The organism is Ruegeria sp. HKCCD4884 (genome assembly GCF_013110855.1).
Lineage (GTDB): Bacteria > Pseudomonadota > Alphaproteobacteria > Rhodobacterales > Rhodobacteraceae > Ruegeria.
In genome coordinates, this window is sequence record NZ_WVRJ01000017.1 from 47,868 (window position 1) to 65,710 (window position 17,843).

General features: G+C 53.4%; 15 protein-coding genes and 1 pseudogene. 8 read left to right on the forward strand and 8 right to left on the reverse strand.

Translation table 11 applies throughout. From position 1 onward, the window contains the following. The first annotated feature begins 334 nt into the window (after positions 1–334). Positions 335–2,149 carry an amidohydrolase gene (locus GS636_RS20250; RefSeq protein ID WP_171672050.1) on the forward strand — a complete coding sequence of 605 codons (1,815 nt, stop codon included), beginning with the start codon at positions 335–337 and terminating at the stop codon, positions 2,147–2,149. 55 nt (positions 2,150–2,204) lie between these two features. On the opposite strand, the gene GS636_RS20255 is transcribed toward GS636_RS20250, so the two are convergent. The 4 genes from GS636_RS20255 to GS636_RS20270 all read right to left on the reverse strand — a co-directional run bounded on the left by GS636_RS20255 (position 2,205) and on the right by GS636_RS20270 (position 4,738). Then, positions 2,205–2,891, reverse strand: a complete 687-nt coding sequence (locus GS636_RS20255) for a YbaY family lipoprotein (RefSeq protein WP_171672052.1) — start codon at positions 2,889–2,891, stop codon at positions 2,205–2,207. Positions 2,892–3,008: 117 nt separating this feature from the next. After that, the gene (locus GS636_RS20260) at positions 3,009–3,866 is read right to left on the reverse strand and encodes a DUF302 domain-containing protein (RefSeq protein WP_171672054.1); all 858 of its coding nucleotides are present in this window, start codon (positions 3,864–3,866) and stop codon (positions 3,009–3,011) included. Positions 3,867–3,881: 15 nt separating this feature from the next. Next, positions 3,882–4,256: a DUF4345 domain-containing protein gene (locus GS636_RS20265; RefSeq protein WP_171672057.1), complete on the reverse strand. Its 375-nt coding sequence runs from the start codon at positions 4,254–4,256 to the stop codon at positions 3,882–3,884. A gap of 182 nt (positions 4,257–4,438) precedes the next feature. After that, positions 4,439–4,738 (reverse strand): hypothetical protein, encoded by a 300-nt coding sequence (locus tag GS636_RS20270; protein WP_171187940.1) that lies wholly within the window; start codon positions 4,736–4,738, stop codon positions 4,439–4,441. Between the two features lie 570 nt (positions 4,739–5,308). Here GS636_RS20270 and GS636_RS20275 point away from each other — a divergent pair. From GS636_RS20275 to GS636_RS20290, 4 genes are all read left to right on the forward strand, one after another. Continuing rightward, positions 5,309–5,824: a DUF805 domain-containing protein gene (locus GS636_RS20275; protein WP_171672059.1), complete on the forward strand. Its 516-nt coding sequence runs from the start codon at positions 5,309–5,311 to the stop codon at positions 5,822–5,824. Positions 5,825–5,897: 73 nt separating this feature from the next. Continuing rightward, on the forward strand, positions 5,898–6,668 hold the full coding sequence (locus tag GS636_RS20280) for a hypothetical protein (RefSeq protein WP_171672061.1): 771 nt from the start codon (positions 5,898–5,900) through the stop codon (positions 6,666–6,668). Between the two features lie 37 nt (positions 6,669–6,705). Further along, positions 6,706–7,188, forward strand: coding sequence for a hypothetical protein (locus GS636_RS20285; RefSeq protein WP_253762915.1), 483 nt, complete (start codon positions 6,706–6,708; stop codon positions 7,186–7,188). A 573-nt stretch (positions 7,189–7,761) separates the two neighbouring features. Beyond that, on the forward strand, positions 7,762–8,262 hold the full coding sequence (locus tag GS636_RS20290; protein ID WP_171672065.1) for a hypothetical protein: 501 nt from the start codon (positions 7,762–7,764) through the stop codon (positions 8,260–8,262). Positions 8,263–8,273: 11 nt separating this feature from the next. On the opposite strand, the gene GS636_RS20295 is transcribed toward GS636_RS20290, so the two are convergent. Then, complete coding sequence (locus GS636_RS20295) at positions 8,274–10,781, reverse strand: AsmA family protein (RefSeq protein ID WP_253762917.1); 2,508 nt, start codon at positions 10,779–10,781, stop codon at positions 8,274–8,276. Positions 10,782–11,781: 1,000 nt separating this feature from the next. Between GS636_RS20295 and GS636_RS22935 the strand changes: the two are divergent. The 3 genes and pseudogenes from GS636_RS22935 to GS636_RS20310 form a co-directional block, all read left to right on the forward strand. After that, positions 11,782–11,904: pseudogene (locus tag GS636_RS22935) on the forward strand (adenylate/guanylate cyclase domain-containing protein); the annotation flags it as partial. Positions 11,905–11,999: 95 nt separating this feature from the next. Continuing rightward, positions 12,000–12,353 carry an ester cyclase gene (locus tag GS636_RS22940; protein WP_371808757.1) on the forward strand — a complete coding sequence of 118 codons (354 nt, stop codon included), beginning with the start codon at positions 12,000–12,002 and terminating at the stop codon, positions 12,351–12,353. Positions 12,354–12,455: 102 nt separating this feature from the next. Continuing rightward, positions 12,456–13,082: a protocatechuate 3,4-dioxygenase gene (locus tag GS636_RS20310; protein ID WP_171672071.1), complete on the forward strand. Its 627-nt coding sequence runs from the start codon at positions 12,456–12,458 to the stop codon at positions 13,080–13,082. 231 nt (positions 13,083–13,313) lie between these two features. Here GS636_RS20310 and GS636_RS20315 read toward each other — a convergent pair whose 3' ends face one another. The 3 genes from GS636_RS20315 to GS636_RS20325 all read right to left on the reverse strand — a co-directional run bounded on the left by GS636_RS20315 (position 13,314) and on the right by GS636_RS20325 (position 17,833). After that, complete coding sequence (locus GS636_RS20315) at positions 13,314–14,846, reverse strand: phospholipase D family protein (protein WP_171672073.1); 1,533 nt, start codon at positions 14,844–14,846, stop codon at positions 13,314–13,316. A 268-nt stretch (positions 14,847–15,114) separates the two neighbouring features. Continuing rightward, on the reverse strand, positions 15,115–16,218 hold the full coding sequence (locus GS636_RS20320) for a dimethylsulfoniopropionate demethylase (RefSeq protein WP_171672076.1): 1,104 nt from the start codon (positions 16,216–16,218) through the stop codon (positions 15,115–15,117). Between the two features lies 1 nt (position 16,219). Next, a complete protein-coding gene (locus tag GS636_RS20325; RefSeq protein WP_171672078.1) occupies positions 16,220–17,833 on the reverse strand; it encodes an AMP-binding protein in 1,614 nt (537 codons plus the stop codon). Positions 17,834–17,843: the final 10 nt, after the last annotated feature.

The window sequence follows — 17,843 nt, forward strand, 5'->3', positions numbered from 1 at the left end:
CATTGCAGTCATTCTGTGAATTTGGGCGAACGTCTGCCACGAGACTACAGCGGGCAACGTAAGTCGCCTTCAAGTTTATGTTGCTCAGTCAGTATTGAGTAATTGACGGCCTAGGTTGACACATCACAGACCGGCCTGCTCTGATCGAAGCAATTTATTATGTCCGCAATCCTATTCGGAGGCATCAATGAGTTTCTCTAAGTCTCTAACCATACTCGCTTTCGCACTCATGCCGCTTCACGGCGCTGCGCAGTCTCCCTCTTTGCAAGACGCCTTCGACCGTTTTCCTGAGTTTCCCGGCACAACTGTCTACGTTGGTGGAGAAGTTCTCACAATGAACCCGGACGCCCCGTTGGCCGAGGCAGTGGCTGTCAGAAACGGTCGAATTACTGACGTCGGAACCCTGGAGGAAATCGAGAGCCGCCTACCTGAAGGTAGCTATGCAATTGAGCGCAGTTTTGAAGACAAAGTCATTGTGCCGGGGTTCATTGAACAGCATTTACACCCGCTTCTGGGCGCGCTTGCGATGATGTCGGATGCCATCATTTCCATCGAGGACTGGCAATCGCCGGCCGGATTTGCGCCTCTTGCCAATAGCGAAGAGGAATTTCGCGCACGCCTGTCCGAGGTAATCAACACTTATGATCCCAGCAGCGGGCGGCCGTTGATGGTCTGGGGGTATCATGCGTCATGGCATGGCGACATGAGTCGCGCGATTTTGGACGAACTGGCCCCCGACATTCCGCTAGCTGTATGGCAACGCTCCACCCACGAGATGTACTTCAACTCCGTGGCCCTCGAACAACTGGAAATCACCGAAGAATACATTGCCAGCTGGTCGAGCGAGTTGGCTAGGTCTCAAGCCAACCTTGAACAAGGCCTCTTCCTTGAAGCCGCATTCTGGGAGCATGTGTTCTTTGAGAAGTTTGCTCCGGCCTATGCGTCTATCGACAGGGTCATGGAGGCGCTGGAGTTCACAGAGGACTATTATCATCGCAGCGGGATCACGACCCTTGCAGAGCCTGCTGGCCCTGTGGATCAGAACGCCCAAGCACTCGTAGCAGAAGCGTTCGGGCCAGACGACACACCTTTCAACTTTTACTTTATTCCGGACGGTCGGACGCTTGGCGGTTTGTTTCTGAGCACAGAGGGCCCCGAAAAAGTACTAGCCGAAACCGAAGCCATGCTGGCGTGGAGCGAAGGCCGAACCCAGTTCCTACCTAAGCAGGTCAAGCTGCTGTTGGATGGAGCGATCTTCAGTGAATTAATGATCATGCGCGACGGCTACCTGGACGGGCATGAAGGTCAATGGATTATGACGCCCGATTTCTTCAAGCAGGTTTTCGACCTTTATTGGGACGCAGGCTTTCAGGTCCATGTTCACAATCTGGGAGACGGCGGCCTAGACATTCTTCTGGATGCCCTCGAAGCAGCCATGCAGCGCAATCCGCGATATGACCATCGCACCGTCGTCGTGCACTTTGGCTACGCTCAACCTGATCAGATCGCACGCATTAAACGTCTTGGCGCGATTGTCAGCGGCAATTCCGTTTATACGCCGACCCTCGCAGATCGCTATGCCGCAGGCAGCGTCGGTAGCGAGCGTACAGAGCGCATGGTGCCTTTAGGCGATGCCGTTCGAGCAGGTATCCCCTTCTCGATGCACTCGGACATGCCGATGGCTCCTGCGGAGCCGTTGAAATACATGTGGGCTGCTGTCAATCGGATAGCCACGAGCGGTCGCGTCGTTGGTCCGGACCAGCGCATCAGTGCCGAAGACGCTTTGGAAGGTATCACCATCGGCGCAGCCTATTCCCTGCAATTGGAGGACGAGATCGGTTCCATCGAGCCCGGCAAACTAGCCAACTTCACAATCCTCGAGGAAAATCCGCTAACTGTGGATCCTTTGACGCTGGCCGATATCAAAGTGTGGGGCACTGTGCTTGAAGGCCGTCTACAGCCCGCTCCTCCTGCAGCGGGAGAAGACAATGACGAAGCCGATGCAAGCCAGCGCATCAATAATCCGGAACGTGTACTGATGGCGTCACTACGCCACGCACGCAGTAAGGCCCACTACCACGATCACTCGCAAACGACGCAGTCTACTGTCTATGATCCACTCGGAATTTCGGCCTATGGTTCTCGTTGATTGTCGCTAGAACAAGTCGGATGATTGTCCCAGCTCGATTCGAAAGGCGCAGTGCCTATTCTGACATTTTGCGCAGACGCAGAACCGTCACACCCGCTGCGTTGCTGAGCGCCAGGTTTGTTCCGTTTGTCACGTGGCCCACTGCCGCGGACAAGGCTTTTATCGTATCTTGCTCAAGCTTTTCCCGATCCTCAGGGCACGCCATCTTCGTTCCTGCGAAGTTGCCTGGCATGCTGAACTCACCGTTCGCTGCGTCGAGTATTCCTGTAAACCGGTTACACCCACCGTACAGGCCAAACTGGCCATCTTGATCTATTGTCAAGGAGGGAGGGTTCTCAGCAATGAGCATACGCCCTGCGATCTCGTAAATTTCCCAAGCGGTATCGTAGATCGATTTGTCTGCGTCGTTGCCCCCGGCTCTCCTTGGCATCATCTCTAAAACGAGTTCAGCAGAATCTGGTGCGCCACGGGTGAGTACAGATGTCGCTGTCGTTGAACGAAATATCACGTGATCGTCAGAAATGATCCTGGCAGCCACTGTGTAGATATGGCGCTCATCGATGAGATCTGTGTCGTAGGCAATTTCCACCGTTCTGGGGACACTCGCGAGTTTGAACCTCTGGGAAGACAGTCGAACCGAAGGTGCATCTGCAAGCGAAGTGTCAAGAAGTTCGACTTCCAAAACGGCGTCAGGCGGAAGCGCGATCCGTTCCAGGTAGGTCACAGTGGTCTTCACATGCATTGTCTCGGCGACTCCAGACGACGCGATGGAGTGCAGAACGGCTGCTCCGAGCCCAAAGCGGACGACGAAAAGATGGCCAATCGATAATTGGTATCTATTGCGTTTTCCAAACAGCGGCTACTCAATTGCCGTGCGAAATGTTGCGGTCAGCCGTTTGTTCAAACCGTAATGAGGTTCGGCTGAAGAACCGTAGTGCAACTCTGCCAAAGCAGCGATGTCATTGAAAATGACTACCGAGCCAACTTCTTCATGCGCGTAAACCAATAGTTTTTGACAAAAGGCATCCAAACCAATTGCCGGAAACCCCGCCATTGCTACGCCACCGGGCGCTGGGCCTCCGAACAGCAAGAGAACCGTATCCGGCAGCTCCACCCCTAGTTGGGACGCTTCGGTCGCAAAATCAATCTCCCCAAACCAGACCGTATCGTTCTGCTCCATCACAGTCGCCCTGAGACGTTTCACTGCCTCTGTTACGCTGAGCTGAGATCGCAGTTCGATGATGCCATAGTTAGTATTCAATCCGTTGATCGGCGCTGGTGCTGCATCTAAGTCCTTGAGAAATTCGAGCAACTTGCTCTGAAACGAATTCAACGCCTGGGTGTTATTCAGATCATGCCGAACTTTGATAAACTGAGAGTCTGTGTAGACGATCTGCGGGCGATCATCCTGATCGAATGAAAGAACGCGAAACGGAAGGTCCAGACCTGCTCGTACGTTCTCTTCCAGTACTGGTGTGTTTATCTCAGGTTCAGAGAAAATGAGTACACTAGACGCTGGCATTTCTACGCCTTCGGCTTTGGCCAGACGCGAATGATCTATCGATGCGATTGGAGTAACTCCCGCTTCGTCAACGGCAGTCTCAAGCTCTAAGAGGTTGTCGTCCACGGCGTTCTGGACAGATGAAGATTGTGCAAAAGCGGATGCCGAAACTGATAAAATTGCAATCATCGAGAGAACAAAGAAAAACCTCAGCACTTTACACTTCCTGTTTCATTGTATTTTTGTCAGGCAAACCGCTGCGAGAGCCGCAAAAGCTATCTCGGCCGCTAGGTAAAAGAGAAGTAGCCCGTTCGGAACTCCATCGATCAGAATGCTTAGTATGCGTCCGACGGCCAGTCCCGACATAAACAAAAAAAGAACCCAAAGCGCCGGTCGTTGTAAATCTGGTTTCGCCACGGCCGCTAACCAAAACAAAGCGTTTGCCAGGTAAAGACCCATAATCGCTCGGAAGACATGCGTCTGGTTTGTTCCTTCCACCGGAAATCCTAGCAAAACTGGGATCGAACTGCCGGGCATCAGGCCATATGATAACGCAATTGGCACGAGGCTGACGGCAGCAAGCAGAAGGACTAGTCTAGCACTCATGGAGGACTCCTTCTCGAAGAGGTTTCGCTTTTTTCGAAAATCCTAATCGGTTTTTTGGGCATCCGATGATCCGAGCCGGATGCCCACGCTGCGCTCTGAAAGGCGTATCCGACTGGCCAAGTCGAGTTTTCTGAAGTGCAAGCCGGTGCTGCGCAGCCGATTTCGGCGACGCGGTAGACTGCTCACAATGCGCCTTCGTCGCCCAGGAACTCGATACCAGCTGTCGCGCCATCAGTGTAAGCAATGCAATTCCAAGGAGCACGATCCTCACCAACACCGACAGTGACTTGTGTTCCAGCTTCGCTAAATGCGGATGAGAGAACCACGACTTGTGAATTGTTTGTTGTGCTTGCTACATCTCGCAAACACGCCTGCTGAGCGGGTGTGAGTTCGGCGGACGCACTGGATGTACCCGTGTCGTCACAGGCCGCTAGCAGTGTGAAACAAGTTGCGCCCGCAATCATCACCATCTTGTTGGTCATTTTCTTCTCCCTCTGAGTCTGTTGAAATTAACGAAATTGGATACGCTTGTTTGAGGCTCTCGCGTTTGGGCACCGACAGAACACACAACGTTCCTGTGACGACCTTTCCCAAAACTTGCCAAGGGAGGCTTGGCGGGCAGATCGCTATTACGTTGACTGCCAAGACCTCCAACAACGTGGGATGGCCGAATGAAATCACTGGCAAAAGCTAGAGCAAACTCTGGAAAGAGGGCGAGTACGTTAAGTCTAAGCATCGCGCTCTCCCAAAGACTGATCCGTGTAAAGTGCCTTCCGGCTGCCAGCACTCACTCCAGCGACCGGAAGGGCTCGGCAAAGCGAGCAGCAACGACAACAACGGAGGTAAAATGAAAGTTGCGTCGAATTCGCATGTTTGAATCCAATTTTTAAAAAATCAACATTTTTTCCGCGCGTAAACTTCGCTACCTTTTCATAGGATAGTTTTTTGGCGTTCAAACACAAAAGGAAGGTGGGAAAACCCGGAAGGGCAAGTTTGTTCTTTTAGGTAGCGAGGCGTTCTGAGGCCACACAGAAACTTAGAAAGGGTTGAAAATGGGGTTTGTGGAAGCAGTTAAAACGTGTTTCTCGAAATACTTCCAGTTCTCCGGTCGGGCTATACGCTCAGAATACTGGTGGTTCTTCTTGTTTGTGGTTCTCGTGAGTGCTGCTTTGGCTGTGCTGGATACGATCATATTCGGGACCAACCCCGAAACAGGCCAGGGATCTCGGGTCCTGTCCTCTGTTTTCCAGCTGGCTGTTCTCATACCTATGCTGGCCGCCGGTTGGCGAAGGCTACATGATACAGGACGACCTGGCTGGTATTTGCTGCTGCCGATGGCGCTCAGCATTACAACGCTTTTTGTTATGCTGGGTGGGGTAGCGTTCTTTTCAGTATTGGAGCAAGGGACCGAAAATCCCGATGCATTGCGAGGACCTGCGGCCGTCCTGGGTGTGACCGGTATCGTTGTTGTCTCAATCCTTCAATTGGTTCTGTCCATTCTGATGATCTGGTGGCTGACACGACCTTCCCAAGAAGGCGCAAACGAATACGGCGAACCTGTTTCCTGATCTGGCTGTCCGGGCAATTGGCTGGAACTTCTGCTGAACGACAGTGCGAACCGTAACTCAATGGAGAGAAAAAATGAGCTTCAAAACCATTTCCATTGGAATGCTACTGATGGCAGGAGCGACCACAGCATCAGCGGAGTGGTCGTTCAACTCCGGGCCTAATCCCAATGCGTTTATTCAGACAGGAAACATGACGCTGGAACTTCAGTGTGACCGTATCCGCTTTGCTCCGGCTGGATATGAGGACAGCCAGGACATTGTGGAGAAGCAGGGGCTTTCCATTCGATTTTTGAAGAACGGCACCACCGAAGTAGGGGCATTTCAAGTTAGCGCAGAAAACGCTGCCGTGCAGATCGTCGACAACTATCCCGTCGAGGTCAGTTTCAATAGTCAAGAGGACTATGGTTTTGTACTGGACCAACTTGCGGCCAATGCATCGGTTAATCTGTCGATGATTGATCAAGATGTCAGCTACGGAATCTTTGACTTGAAGGGTTCCGGCACGGCAATTCGGTCCCTTCGTTCTGCCTGCGATTCAGGTGCTAGCCAAGGGGCCTCCTACGAAGCACCCGAAGGCATTGTCTATTGTGGTGGCGGAGCGATAAAGCGCCAAATCGAATATCTAATTCTGGACAATCCAGAGGGGGAGTGGGACGCGCGAGTAACGGTCAACGGCGAGTCGATCAGAGCCATGACGGCCTACAGTTACTTCGGAAACTTTGAGCCGCCCGCCGGATTTGTCGTCGCCCTGCTTGGGGAGGACAGGTCCGAGTTTCTGATTTTTAGCGAAGGCTCGGCAAACTGGCTGGAATATGGGGACTACAGGTATGATCAGTGCAATTGATACCTCCTTCCAACCAGCTTCCCAAATAGCGCGTCAGATGAAATGTTTGCTCGCCGGGGTTATGCTTGCTTCGGGCCTTGTCTGGACCTCATCAGCTGTCGCGGCTGATTTATCGCAACTTCCGCCCGGTTTGCAGGCGAAGGTTGATCTGGCGGCACAGGCCTGCGCGGAGTTCAACGACGGTCAGTTTGACTTAGATTGGGGTGCGGTTGAGAGGGTAGATCTCGACGGAGATCTACAACGCGACTGGGTTCTGAATGAATCTGGTTTCGCGTGTTCCAGCGCCGCATCTCTTTACTGCGGAACTGGCGGTTGCATGTCGCACTTTTGGGTAAGCGAAGAGGTGCACTCCTTGCTCAACCAAGGCTGGACAGTCGTTGATTTTGGGCGTCAACGCGTTGTTGTGGCAGATATTCATGGATCCAATTGCGACGGAATAAACCCGACGCCTTGCGTCACCGCCAGTGTTTGGGATGCGGACGCTAAGACGTGGCGCTCGTCTGCTGGCGATTGGGAATAAGTTGCATTTGAGAATTGCAGATAAGCCATAGGAGCTGGTTTGTTCGATGGGTTCCTTGTGGGACGCAAACTTATGGGCAAATCGTGCAAAGTTATGCGCAAGCTTTCAACATTTTCTTCAATGAAATCAATGTTGGGAATGCTGCGCTAGGAGCGCACCTACATCGAGTTGTAGGTTTGCGCATAAGACTTCGCGCACCCCATAAGTTTGCGTAGTTCGCCCATAGTTTTGCGCTGCGCGATTGTCTGCCTTAGCGATGAATTCAATTAGTATATGGCTTAGTCGTTGCGGTTATGGCGCTTTGCGTTGCTCTGTACCGCAAAGGGCCACCCTAAGGAACCTTGGATTCTCGCGAAGGTCTGCGACGCGCAGATAGCAGACTTTGCAAAGTGCAGCAGACTGCTCAAACCGGGCATTCCTTCCAATAGCAGCTTATGCGGCTATGAGCAGGAAGCGGATTTCACGGTTGCGCCCCGACAACTTGGGTACCGATGAAGCTTCTTCTGCATCGTTTGATTGATTTTGCTTGATCGTTAGGATGGGTAATCCTTCAAAACTAATCCGGAGTCGAAAATGAACAAGAATGTGCTGACAACATTGGCTTTGTGTTGTGCAACCGTTCTTCATGCCGCTGGGATGGAACGGTGGGGTGAATCCGGGGACTGGACAATCCTGATTGATCCCGAAAAGGGAAATGGCTGTCTTGCTTGGAAACCCTTTGAAAATGAAATGACCGTTGAAATCGGCGCGGCACCCAATCAGGCTGGTGGCTTTTTTGCAGCCTTTAATCCAGCCTGGGTTCAAATCGAGGACGGCGCGACCGGCATCGTAAAGTTCGACTTTGGTGATGCAAAATTCGAAGGCGAAGCTGTTGGTGTCTTCAAGAATGGCGTGCCCGGTGGCTACGCCTTTTTCGACAACCCGGCATTTGTAACAGAGTTTGGAAAGCGCCAAAGCGTTACGATTATAGGCGAAAGCGGGGCCGAGGTTGAACTCGACCTCAGCGGGTCTGCAAAAGCCATTGAGGCGGTTCTGACGTGTCAGGCTGAACAGCCGGAACCACTGAAAAACTAGGTAAAGCCTGACTATTGCAGTTGATTGATGTCTGGCACGCAGGGTTGCCTGTCGGCAGGCATAGCATCAGCGCCTTCCGGGGCCTTGTTTCTGGACCCGCCCACATCCAGCTTGAATTTTGGCGACGAAAGCTGGCCAGTCACATCAAAGGGCCAAGCGCTTCGAGATAGGGGTTTGCCAACGCGCCGAGGCTCCGCTCTTATTGCTATCGTATCGTTCAGCCAATCCACTTGCCCCCTTGCAACCAATTGAACCGATCCTGTTTCAATGACGATGGAGTTTGAAGTGACTTGCCCGGACCGGATATCAATTGGGGCGACCACGCAAGTGATGTCGGTGTAACCTTGTCTGAACTCTTCTGAAAAGAGCCAGGGGAAAATACCTAGCCCGGCCAACTCCAGTAGACTGGTACTAATGTAACCTTGTGACATCGACAAAGACGCATTGCCGCGCATCGAGTTGATGAAGGCCTTGCCCGAGGCGGTACTTCCAGAAACGTTGAACTCACCGCTCAAACGCCCATAGGCGTCAATACCTATGCCCAACTCATCAAGGATCTCACCGAATTCCCATCCCGAAGTTGATCCCGACAATGAAAGCCAATCGGGTGAACCAATCAGGTCCATGACCGCCCTCAGGTTGAAGTTTCCGCCGCCATAGGCCATCTGGAGAGGGCCGAAATCCACGGTTCCGTCTTTTGCAGACAATTGGCTTGAAACAGAGGTTACACCTTGTTGGCCTACAATCTCTTTGAATTCGATCTGTACCTCGACGTCAGCTTCTCGCAGCACGCGTTGCACATCCAGAAGATCGGCAGGCTTCCCTTTTTCCTTTGGCAACACCAAGGGCTGGACGTCTGTCTCTTTCGGCAAAACCAAAGGCTGAACTTCGGTTTCAGGTTCTTTTGATGCCTCGCCTACCAAGCTTTTCAGTTGGTCCAGCACGGCAGTCAGGTTCTTCAGGTCGTTGAGATCGAGCCTCTCGCTGTTAATGTTGCCACGGACGACGGGCGAACCTTCGGGAAACCGCGCATCCAAAGCAGCAAGAAGATCAGAAGACCCGGCTTCGAACTTGATTGCGGCATCAAAGTCTTCACCCTGCCTGGAGGTTTCAGCATCGATAGCGAGTGCTCCGATTTCGACAGGTTGCAGCTTGAGCGCGGTCAGAAACTGGGCACCTTCGTCGACATCCAGTTTCACGTCGAAATCGAGACCGGCTAGCCCTTTTAGCTCGTTGACAGATAGCGCAAGATCAAGCGCCCAGAGATCAGTGTCGTAAGTAGCCGCGTTAAACCTGTTGAGTGAAACCGGCCCGCCCGCATTGGATATGTTGAAATCGGCCATGATGCCGCCGAATTGGTCAACATAGTCGTCATCAAGGTTGGGCAAAATCAACTTGGCGGGCCCGTTCAGCACGCCATCGAATGTTACGTCCTGAAGCTGAAGCAGATCGAGGATTTCACCTTCGGCTTTCAGGACAGGCTCTTCAATTGGCCCGGCTTGCAGCGCAATGCCCAGCATGGCGAGCCGTCCGTCTGGCATGCGGCGAATACTTTCGATGGATGCTGGGCCGATTACGTCCAACCCCTGGTCAAATGCATTGGTTTGGAACAGCAACTTCTCGAATTCGAAGGAAGCCAAAGATCCAACCATATGCATTTCAAAGCCCGTGAACTTCAGTTCCTGTATACTTTTTGCTGCTGGCGGCGGCTGTCCTTCCGGATGAAGCCGCGCGTTGAAAAGCAGATCGACGCCCTGGGCAGTGTAGAGGTCATCTATTGAACCTTCAGCTTCGAGTTTCTGCCCATCCTCCAGGCTTACGGTGGTTGTAAACGCTTCGATTTTCAGAACGTCCTGAGACACGAGTTCTGCTTGCAGTTGACCATTGCCCTCCAGAACGCGTTCCAGCCCGATGACGTCCAGAAAATCACCGAACTCACCGGTGTCCATTTTCAACACAGCTCGATAGCCACCACCTTCGTCTTCTGAGAAAGGCTCGCCATCGTAGCTTACGGTCATTTCTCCGAAACTGGCCCGCGTCGTAAATGGCGCGTCATGGGGGTAATCGCCTTCGATTTGGAAACCCTGACCGTTGACGGAGCCGGAACCAGAGACCTTCGTTCTCTTTCCATGATCCGCTTGTTCCAGAGCGAGTGACTGTAGGTCAAACACAAACGAGAAGCCTGAGACCTTGTCGTCGATGTTTAGCCCGATCGACTTAAAGCTGACGTTCTTGTCGCTCAGAAAGTTCAGGATTCCACTGCTTTCGGTGTCGATCTCATCGATACTATCAGCGCTCGCGACGTCTTTTTGATCATCCGCCGATACTGTTTCCTCGGAAGCTGGCTTGGGTGTTGGCCCGTCTTTTCGCCAGCTTGTTGTGCCGTCTTCTGCTGTCAGAAGAATTGCTTGGAGCCCTTCTACGGCGAGATTGTCAAAATGCAGACGCCCGTTGGTCAAGGCGACAATATCCAACTCCAATTCCAACAGGTTCAATTCTACAAGAGGTGACTCCGGCATTGTCAGGCTCGGGATGACCACCCCACCGACATATATGTGACTAATGCGGCCAGGCGCGACGCTTACATCATCGTTCACCAAAAGGGGGCGACCAATTTGTTCCGAAAGAACTCTTTCAACAAGGCCGCGGCGCATGTCCGAGAACATCGGAGACGCAAGCAACAACCAAACAAAAGCGACTGCTGCGAATGCGAGTAATGCGACAAGCCCAATTATTCTAAATAGCCAAACCCTCATGCGCTCCCCTATCGCCGCTTTCGCCGTTCAGTCTCTCACAAGCAGATGTCCAACCTATCAAGTCGAGCGCCGGTTCTGAACCATAGCTAAGGCAACTGGGCCGTGTCACTATTCGTCTTTGATAGCCCCGTCAGTCGCTTTTATTCTTCCCATCAGTACGCTTGCCCTATTGGTAGTAGCCCCTTTGGAAGTTTGGGTTGGTCCAAAAGTCTGAACGTCATCGACCTCTAAAGTAAACGCAGCCTTCATGAGGACGGGACCATCAACAACCAGCATTTCCTTCTGCGTCGGCTCGATCCTGATTTGACCAGTTACAACGATGGGCTCGTAGACTGTCGATGGCGCTCAGGAATCACTCAGGCGCATACGCACCATCTGGTTCGGAGGCGGAGGCGGTAAGCGCGCCAACTCTGGTCTTTGTCGCTGCTGCCTATGCCAAGTTGGGAAACATGTCAGAAGCAGAAAAAACTGTCCGGGAACTTCAAGAAACCTATCCTGGATTTGATCCACAGCAAGTGTTCTCAAACTGCTACCAAGACCCTTCTCATGCGGATACTCACGCTTGATGGGCGCAGACGAGATTGGCGTCTTGAACGCTCTAAAAGCACTTCGTTCGGAGCTGTTCGATCCGCAGGTCGAGAAACATCATGGTCGCATCGTTAAGCTAATGGGTGACGGAACGCTCGTTGAGTTTGCTTCGGTCATTGATTCAGTGAATTGCGCGACTGATATCTAAGCGAAGCTGGCGAAGCGAAACGAGGACCTGCCGCCCGAAAAGCGACTTGAACTGAGGATCGGCATAAATCTTGGCGACGTGATGATCGACGGCGATGATCTTTACGGTGACGGTGTCAATGTCGCAGCACGACTTGAGGAGTTAGCAGAGCCGGGCAGCGTTTGCGGTGATGGCTATCTGATCAAATTAAGCGACTTTACCACGAAGTATGGAACGCGGCGGACACCGACTGCGCCCGAGAAATCATACACCCGGAGTTCGATTTTCGTGGGAGCCTTGGGCCGAAACGCTCGGGTCCGGATGAGTTCATTCGTTACACGGAAGAAGTTCGAGAGGCTCTTCCGGATTTTCAATGCAATATCGTTGAAATCGTCGATGCCGAAGAAAAAGCCGCTGCGCGAATATCCTTCGTCGGCACGCACCATGGTGTATTCTTCGGGGTAGACGGAACGCAGCAACGGACCGAATGGTCCGGGGCGGCGTTCTTCACAATACGGGAACAAAAAATCGGGAGTCTCTGGGTTTTGGGTGACATTGATTCAATCAAGAGACAATTGAATGCCCACCCAAAAGTTGCGTTTCTAGATCCATATGCATAGCGGCGTCTTTGGTTGCGAAGGTAGACCTCAACGTGACGTGCGCTGCAAGGTGTGTAGTTTTGATGGATTAAGGGAGCTATCCCCCGCGGGAAAGGACATGCTATGAAACAAAATACCAAGTCCCGCCGTAAACTTTTAGGCGGCATAGTAGGATTAATGGGTGTCAGTTCGATAGGTGCAAGGGCCGCTGCGGCTGTGCTAACACCAAGCGCCGCAGAAGGGCCGTATTATCCAACGCCAGCCATGCGGACGCCCGATACAGACAATGACCTCGTTAAGATCAGAGGACGTGTCGAAGACGCCGGCGGCGAAGTCTTTACACTGCGTGGGAAGCTTATGCGGACCAATGGACAACCCCTTGCCAGACATCGCATCGAAATCTGGCAATGCGACATGGATGGCAACTATATGCATCCGCGCGACCGTCGCAGTGTCAATTTTGATCAGGCTTTCCAGGGCTTTGGCCATGACGTAACCGACAACGGCGGGAACTATGTGTTTCGTACGATAAAACCCACGATTTACCCAGGACGTACACCACATATTCATGTAAAGGTGTTTGACGGAAGTCGCGAGCTGTTGACGACGCAGTTTTACATTAAAGGTCATCCGAACAATTCCCGCGATGGGTTATTCAACCGCATGTCCAGGGCAGAGGCCGCTGCAGTGTCTATGGAATTTTCTCTGGGCGCGACTGGAACTGAAGCGACCATCAATGTTGTCGTCTAAAGAGGAAGCTTCAGTCCGTAAAGTTGAAGTTGCACAGCTTGCTGTCAGAGGTCCGCTTTAAAGTTGCTAGCGCCCTAGCCCACCACGCCATTCGCAGAACACGCCGGAATCGGTGGCGATGCGTAAGGTTCGAAACGGTGATCTTTCCGCAGATACATCGTCCCAATTGGGCGAGCAGGACACCAAAACCCTCTTACCCAAGACACGTCGTCGAACTATTTCTCAATAAACCTAAAGCTGAGACCCGATTGGTAAAATACTCAGAAACCCGGCAACTATGTGGTCCCAGGCTGATCCCGTCGGCTCGGATTGATATTCAAGAACTTCGCCATCATCGCTTCGTGTCGTCCATTTAAGCTGACCGGCTTGCTCAAGGGTTACACTGTAAGTGTATGCGGGTAGCGCGTCGTCCAACGCACCCATGGTTTGTGTAGTCAATGCGGGCGAGTCTATCAGAATTCCCATCTCGGTGTTGATTTTGACTGACCTCGGATCCCAATTGAACGATCCCACGAACAAGTACCGGTCATCAACGGCGAATGCCTTGGAGTGCAAGCCGGATCTGGACTGAGCCCAGTTTATGCCACGGCGCTGGACTTGATAGGCGTCGGGTCGCAACTCGTAGAGTTCCACTCCTCCGCGCAAAAGCGCTCGGCGTTTTTTGGCATAATGCGCGTAAACGGGTGCAACGTCGTTGGAGGCCAGCGAATTGGTTACCACCTTTACCTCGACGCCACGACGTTCAAGTTCGGTCAGCCATTTCACACCGTTGTTGCGCGGTACGAAATAGGCAGAAACGATATTCACCTCACTGCTGGCATTCTCAAAATACGGAAGCAATTGCGATGCAAGAATGGGGTCTGAACCTTCAAGTCCGGCCGCTTTTGAAGGCGGATCGGCATAAAGCTTCGCGGGCAGCCAATCCAGTGAAAAGGCCCCATCTGCGAAGTTCTCTTGTGCTGACTTTCTAAGGGCAGCGCCATACTGTGTTTGCTTTGCTTCCTCGACCAGTTCATTCAACCTGCTTCGCGCATCGCTCAGGTCAAAATCTTCGGGCTCTCCCACAACCACGCGGGCGGGGACTGCGAATTCGCTGTTCCAATATGCGTCGAAGCTCTGTGAAACTTCACCTACAACAGGGCCAACGGCCAGCACGTCCAGATCGGCGTAGTTCATTTCTTTCCGCGCCAGAAAATACTCAGCGCCGATATTCCTTCCACCCACAATCGTAAACACGTTGTCAGCTGTCATGGATTTGTTGTGCATTCTGCGATTGATGCGCTTGAAGTCCGTCAGTCCAGCGACCAGCAGGCTTTGGTCCCGCCAGAACGGATTAAACAGCCTGATCTCAATGTTTTTGTGATGGTCCAATGCGGCGGTCATCGCGTCGTAGCTGGACGTATCCATGTCATCCAACAGCAGCCGGACACGAACCCCCCGATCCGCGGCCTGCAACAGACTGGCTGCGAAAAGATGTCCCGTCGGGTCGTCATGCAGAAGGTAGTACTGAGCTTCTAACGTTCTTTCGGCGGCGGCGGCCATCAACAGCCGTGAGGCAAGCGCTTCTTCACCATCACTGATCAGCTTGACACCTGACCGACCGTCTTTGGGATCCCCCAGGCGATTGGCCAACTGACTCAGAGCGGTGCCCGAATTGGCTGGCAATGCGGCCGATACCGTCTTTTCGTAAGTGCGGGTTTTAGGAGCGCATGCGGCAAGTGCCAGCGCGCTCCAAACACAAATCACAAACTTCCAACGCGCCATAGGCTTCCTCCGGCCTCCTTTGGCCTAGGTGACTATGCCAGCGCACGCGATTGCAAGAGTGTTCTTTGAAGCCTGAGGTTGTTTGGGTATTCAGCGTTGGTTTCGCACAACCCTCAACTGCCAACTTATCGGTTCGTGACTTAACGCAACACCGTCTCAAACGTTCCTGTGCAGAAACCAAATGCGTCGGAGCGCTGGGGAATGCGTGCCTGATGATAGTGGCGTCGCTTAACCAAAACACCGGACGCGGGCGCTACCCTGGCCTGGGCTATATCCAGAACGTTTCCTGAATCTTGGCCTGTCGGTCACCGGTTGGGGTTCTGACCGTCAGAACAGAACCAGCATCCCAGTGTCCGGCATCGACCATGCCAATAGCGACATTGGTTTCAAAATCCGGTGACCAGGCAGCGGACGTGACCTGACCAACCCGTTTTCCATCCTTGAACAGTGGCCAAGCTGAGCGGGCAGGTGGCACGGGATCACCGGGAATTGAAATTGCGCGGATCTGTCGGGCCAGACCAGATGCAGCCTCGCGCGCAAGTGCTTGCTGGCCAATGTGGTCACTGTCTTCGCCCGGTTTGCAGAATTTGCCCAAACCACACTCCAGCGGAGAGTTTTCCATGGTCATATCGTTGCCATAGCTCAACAGCCCGCCTTCGATCCGTTCGATCAGGTTTGGACATCCAGGACGAACGTTCAGATCCATTCCGGCTTCGAACAACGCATTCCACAGCGGCATCCCGTAGGCACCGTTTTCGACATAGATCTCAAACCCGCCCTGTTTCGAGTAACCAGAGCGCGCGACCAAAAAAGACGTGTCCTGAAAAACCATCCGTTTGTAACGGAAAAAGCGAATGTCGCGCACTTCGTCTCCAAAGACGCGGGCCATTAGATCATCCGACTTTGGCCCTTGAATGGCCAGCGGCGAAACGTCAGGCTCAAAAACCCGCACATCCATGCCCGCGCCGACTGCAAGGCCCTTGACCCACAGCAACAGGTCGCTGTCGGCGATTGAGATCCACCAGCGATCCGCGCTGTGTTTGATCGCCACCGGATCGTTCAGCATGCCGCCGTTCTCGTCGACAATTGGAACGTAGTAACACTGATCTTCCTGCATTTTTTCCAGGTTGCGGGGGGTCAACCGCCGCATCAGACGACCCGCATCAGGCCCATTCAGTTCGATCTGCCGCTCACAAGACACATCCCAGACCTGCACATGAGATTTGAGGTGCCGATAATCGGCCTCGACGCTCTCGAACATTGTGGGCAGCAGCATCCGGTTATAGACGGTGTAGGCAGTAACGCCTTTATCCTCGACCCCTTCGGAAAAAGGTGTTTGGCGCAGGCGGCGGGATTGGGACAGCAGACGCATATCAAAGGTCCATTGCTTTGGCGCGGTCCCGAAGTTGGAACTTCTGGATTTTGCCTGTGGAGGTTTTGGGAAGGGATTCGAAGATAACGGCTTTGGGCGCTTTGAACCCCGCCAGATGGTCACGGCAGAAGGCGATGATCTCGTCAGACGTTGTTTCGGAACCTTCGCGCAGTTCGACAAAAGCGCAGGGGACTTCTCCCCACTTCTCGTGGGGCATCGCCACGACCGCTGCGGCCTGAACTGCATCATGACGGTACAATACGGCTTCGACCTCGACGGACGAGATATTCTCGCCGCCCGAAATGATCACGTCCTTCAGGCGGTCGCGTATCTGAATATAGCCGTTTTGGTGAGTGACCGCGCCGTCGCCGGACCAGAACCAACCGTCTTCGAAAGCTGTCGCGGTGGCCGCTGGGTCCTTGTAATACCCTGCCATCACCGTGTTACCGCGAATGGCGATCTCGCCTTGTGTCGAACCGTCACGCGCCACCGGTTCCCCGGTTTCGCGGTCGATCACTGTGACCTGTTCGACCATTGGAAAGGCAATACCTTGCTGCGCCTGCAATTCCGCTTGTTCAGCTGGGCTGAGATCATCCCAGTCGTCCTGCCAAAGACATTGAGAGATGTGGCCGTAGGTCTCTGTCAGCCCATAAACCTGCATAACGTCAAACCCCATTGCACGGGTCTTTTCCAGCACGGAAGGCGGTGGTGGTGCACCTGCGGTCAACACACGGATTGCAGGATCAAATGGGGTCGCGCCATTTTCAGCTTCGGCCAGCATCTGCAGCACGATAGGCGCGGCACCGAAATGCGTTACGCCATGGGTGCGGATTGCGTCCAGAATGCGGTCGGCGGCCGGAACGCGCGTGAACACAACCTTTGCCCCAAGCATGGCCATCAACCAGGGGTGTCCCCAGCCATTGCAGTGGAACATCGGCACCACCGACAGATAGACGGGATAGGGGGGCATCTGCCATGCCGTCCCGGTGCCAAGAGCCATCAGATAGGCGCCGCGATGGTGATAAACGACGCCTTTTGGGCGCCCGGATGTGCCGGACGTGTAGTTCAACGCAATGGCATCCCACTCATCTTCCGGCAATTCGATCGGCAGGGGCGCGGCTTTGGTCAGCGCTTCATAGGTCTGACCACCAAGGCTCTCTCCAGTAACTGCAGGATCAGCGATTTCGACCACCGGCAGAGTTCGACCGAGCAGATCAAAGGCTTTGGAAAGAAGCGGCACAAGCTCCCGGTCCACGATCACCAGCTTGGTGTCCGCGTGATCCAGGATGTAGGCGATGGTTTCCGGTTCCAGACGCGTGTTCAGCGTATTGAGCACTGCGCCGGTCAACGGCAGGGCAAAGTGCAGCTCAAGGAGCTCTGGGATGTTCGGGCTGAGCACGGAAACAGTGTCGCCCTTCCGCACGCCAAGTTCGACCAGCCCACTGGCAACTGCGCGAATGCGGTTTGCAGTTTCGGCCCATGTTCTTTGGATATCGCCATAAACCACTGCTGTTCGCGCACCGTGCAAGCTTTCGGCGCGGTGCAGAAAGGACAATGGTGACAAGGGGACGTGATTTGCCCGCGTCTTCTGAAGAGCTTCGAAATGATGGCGCATCCCGATTCCG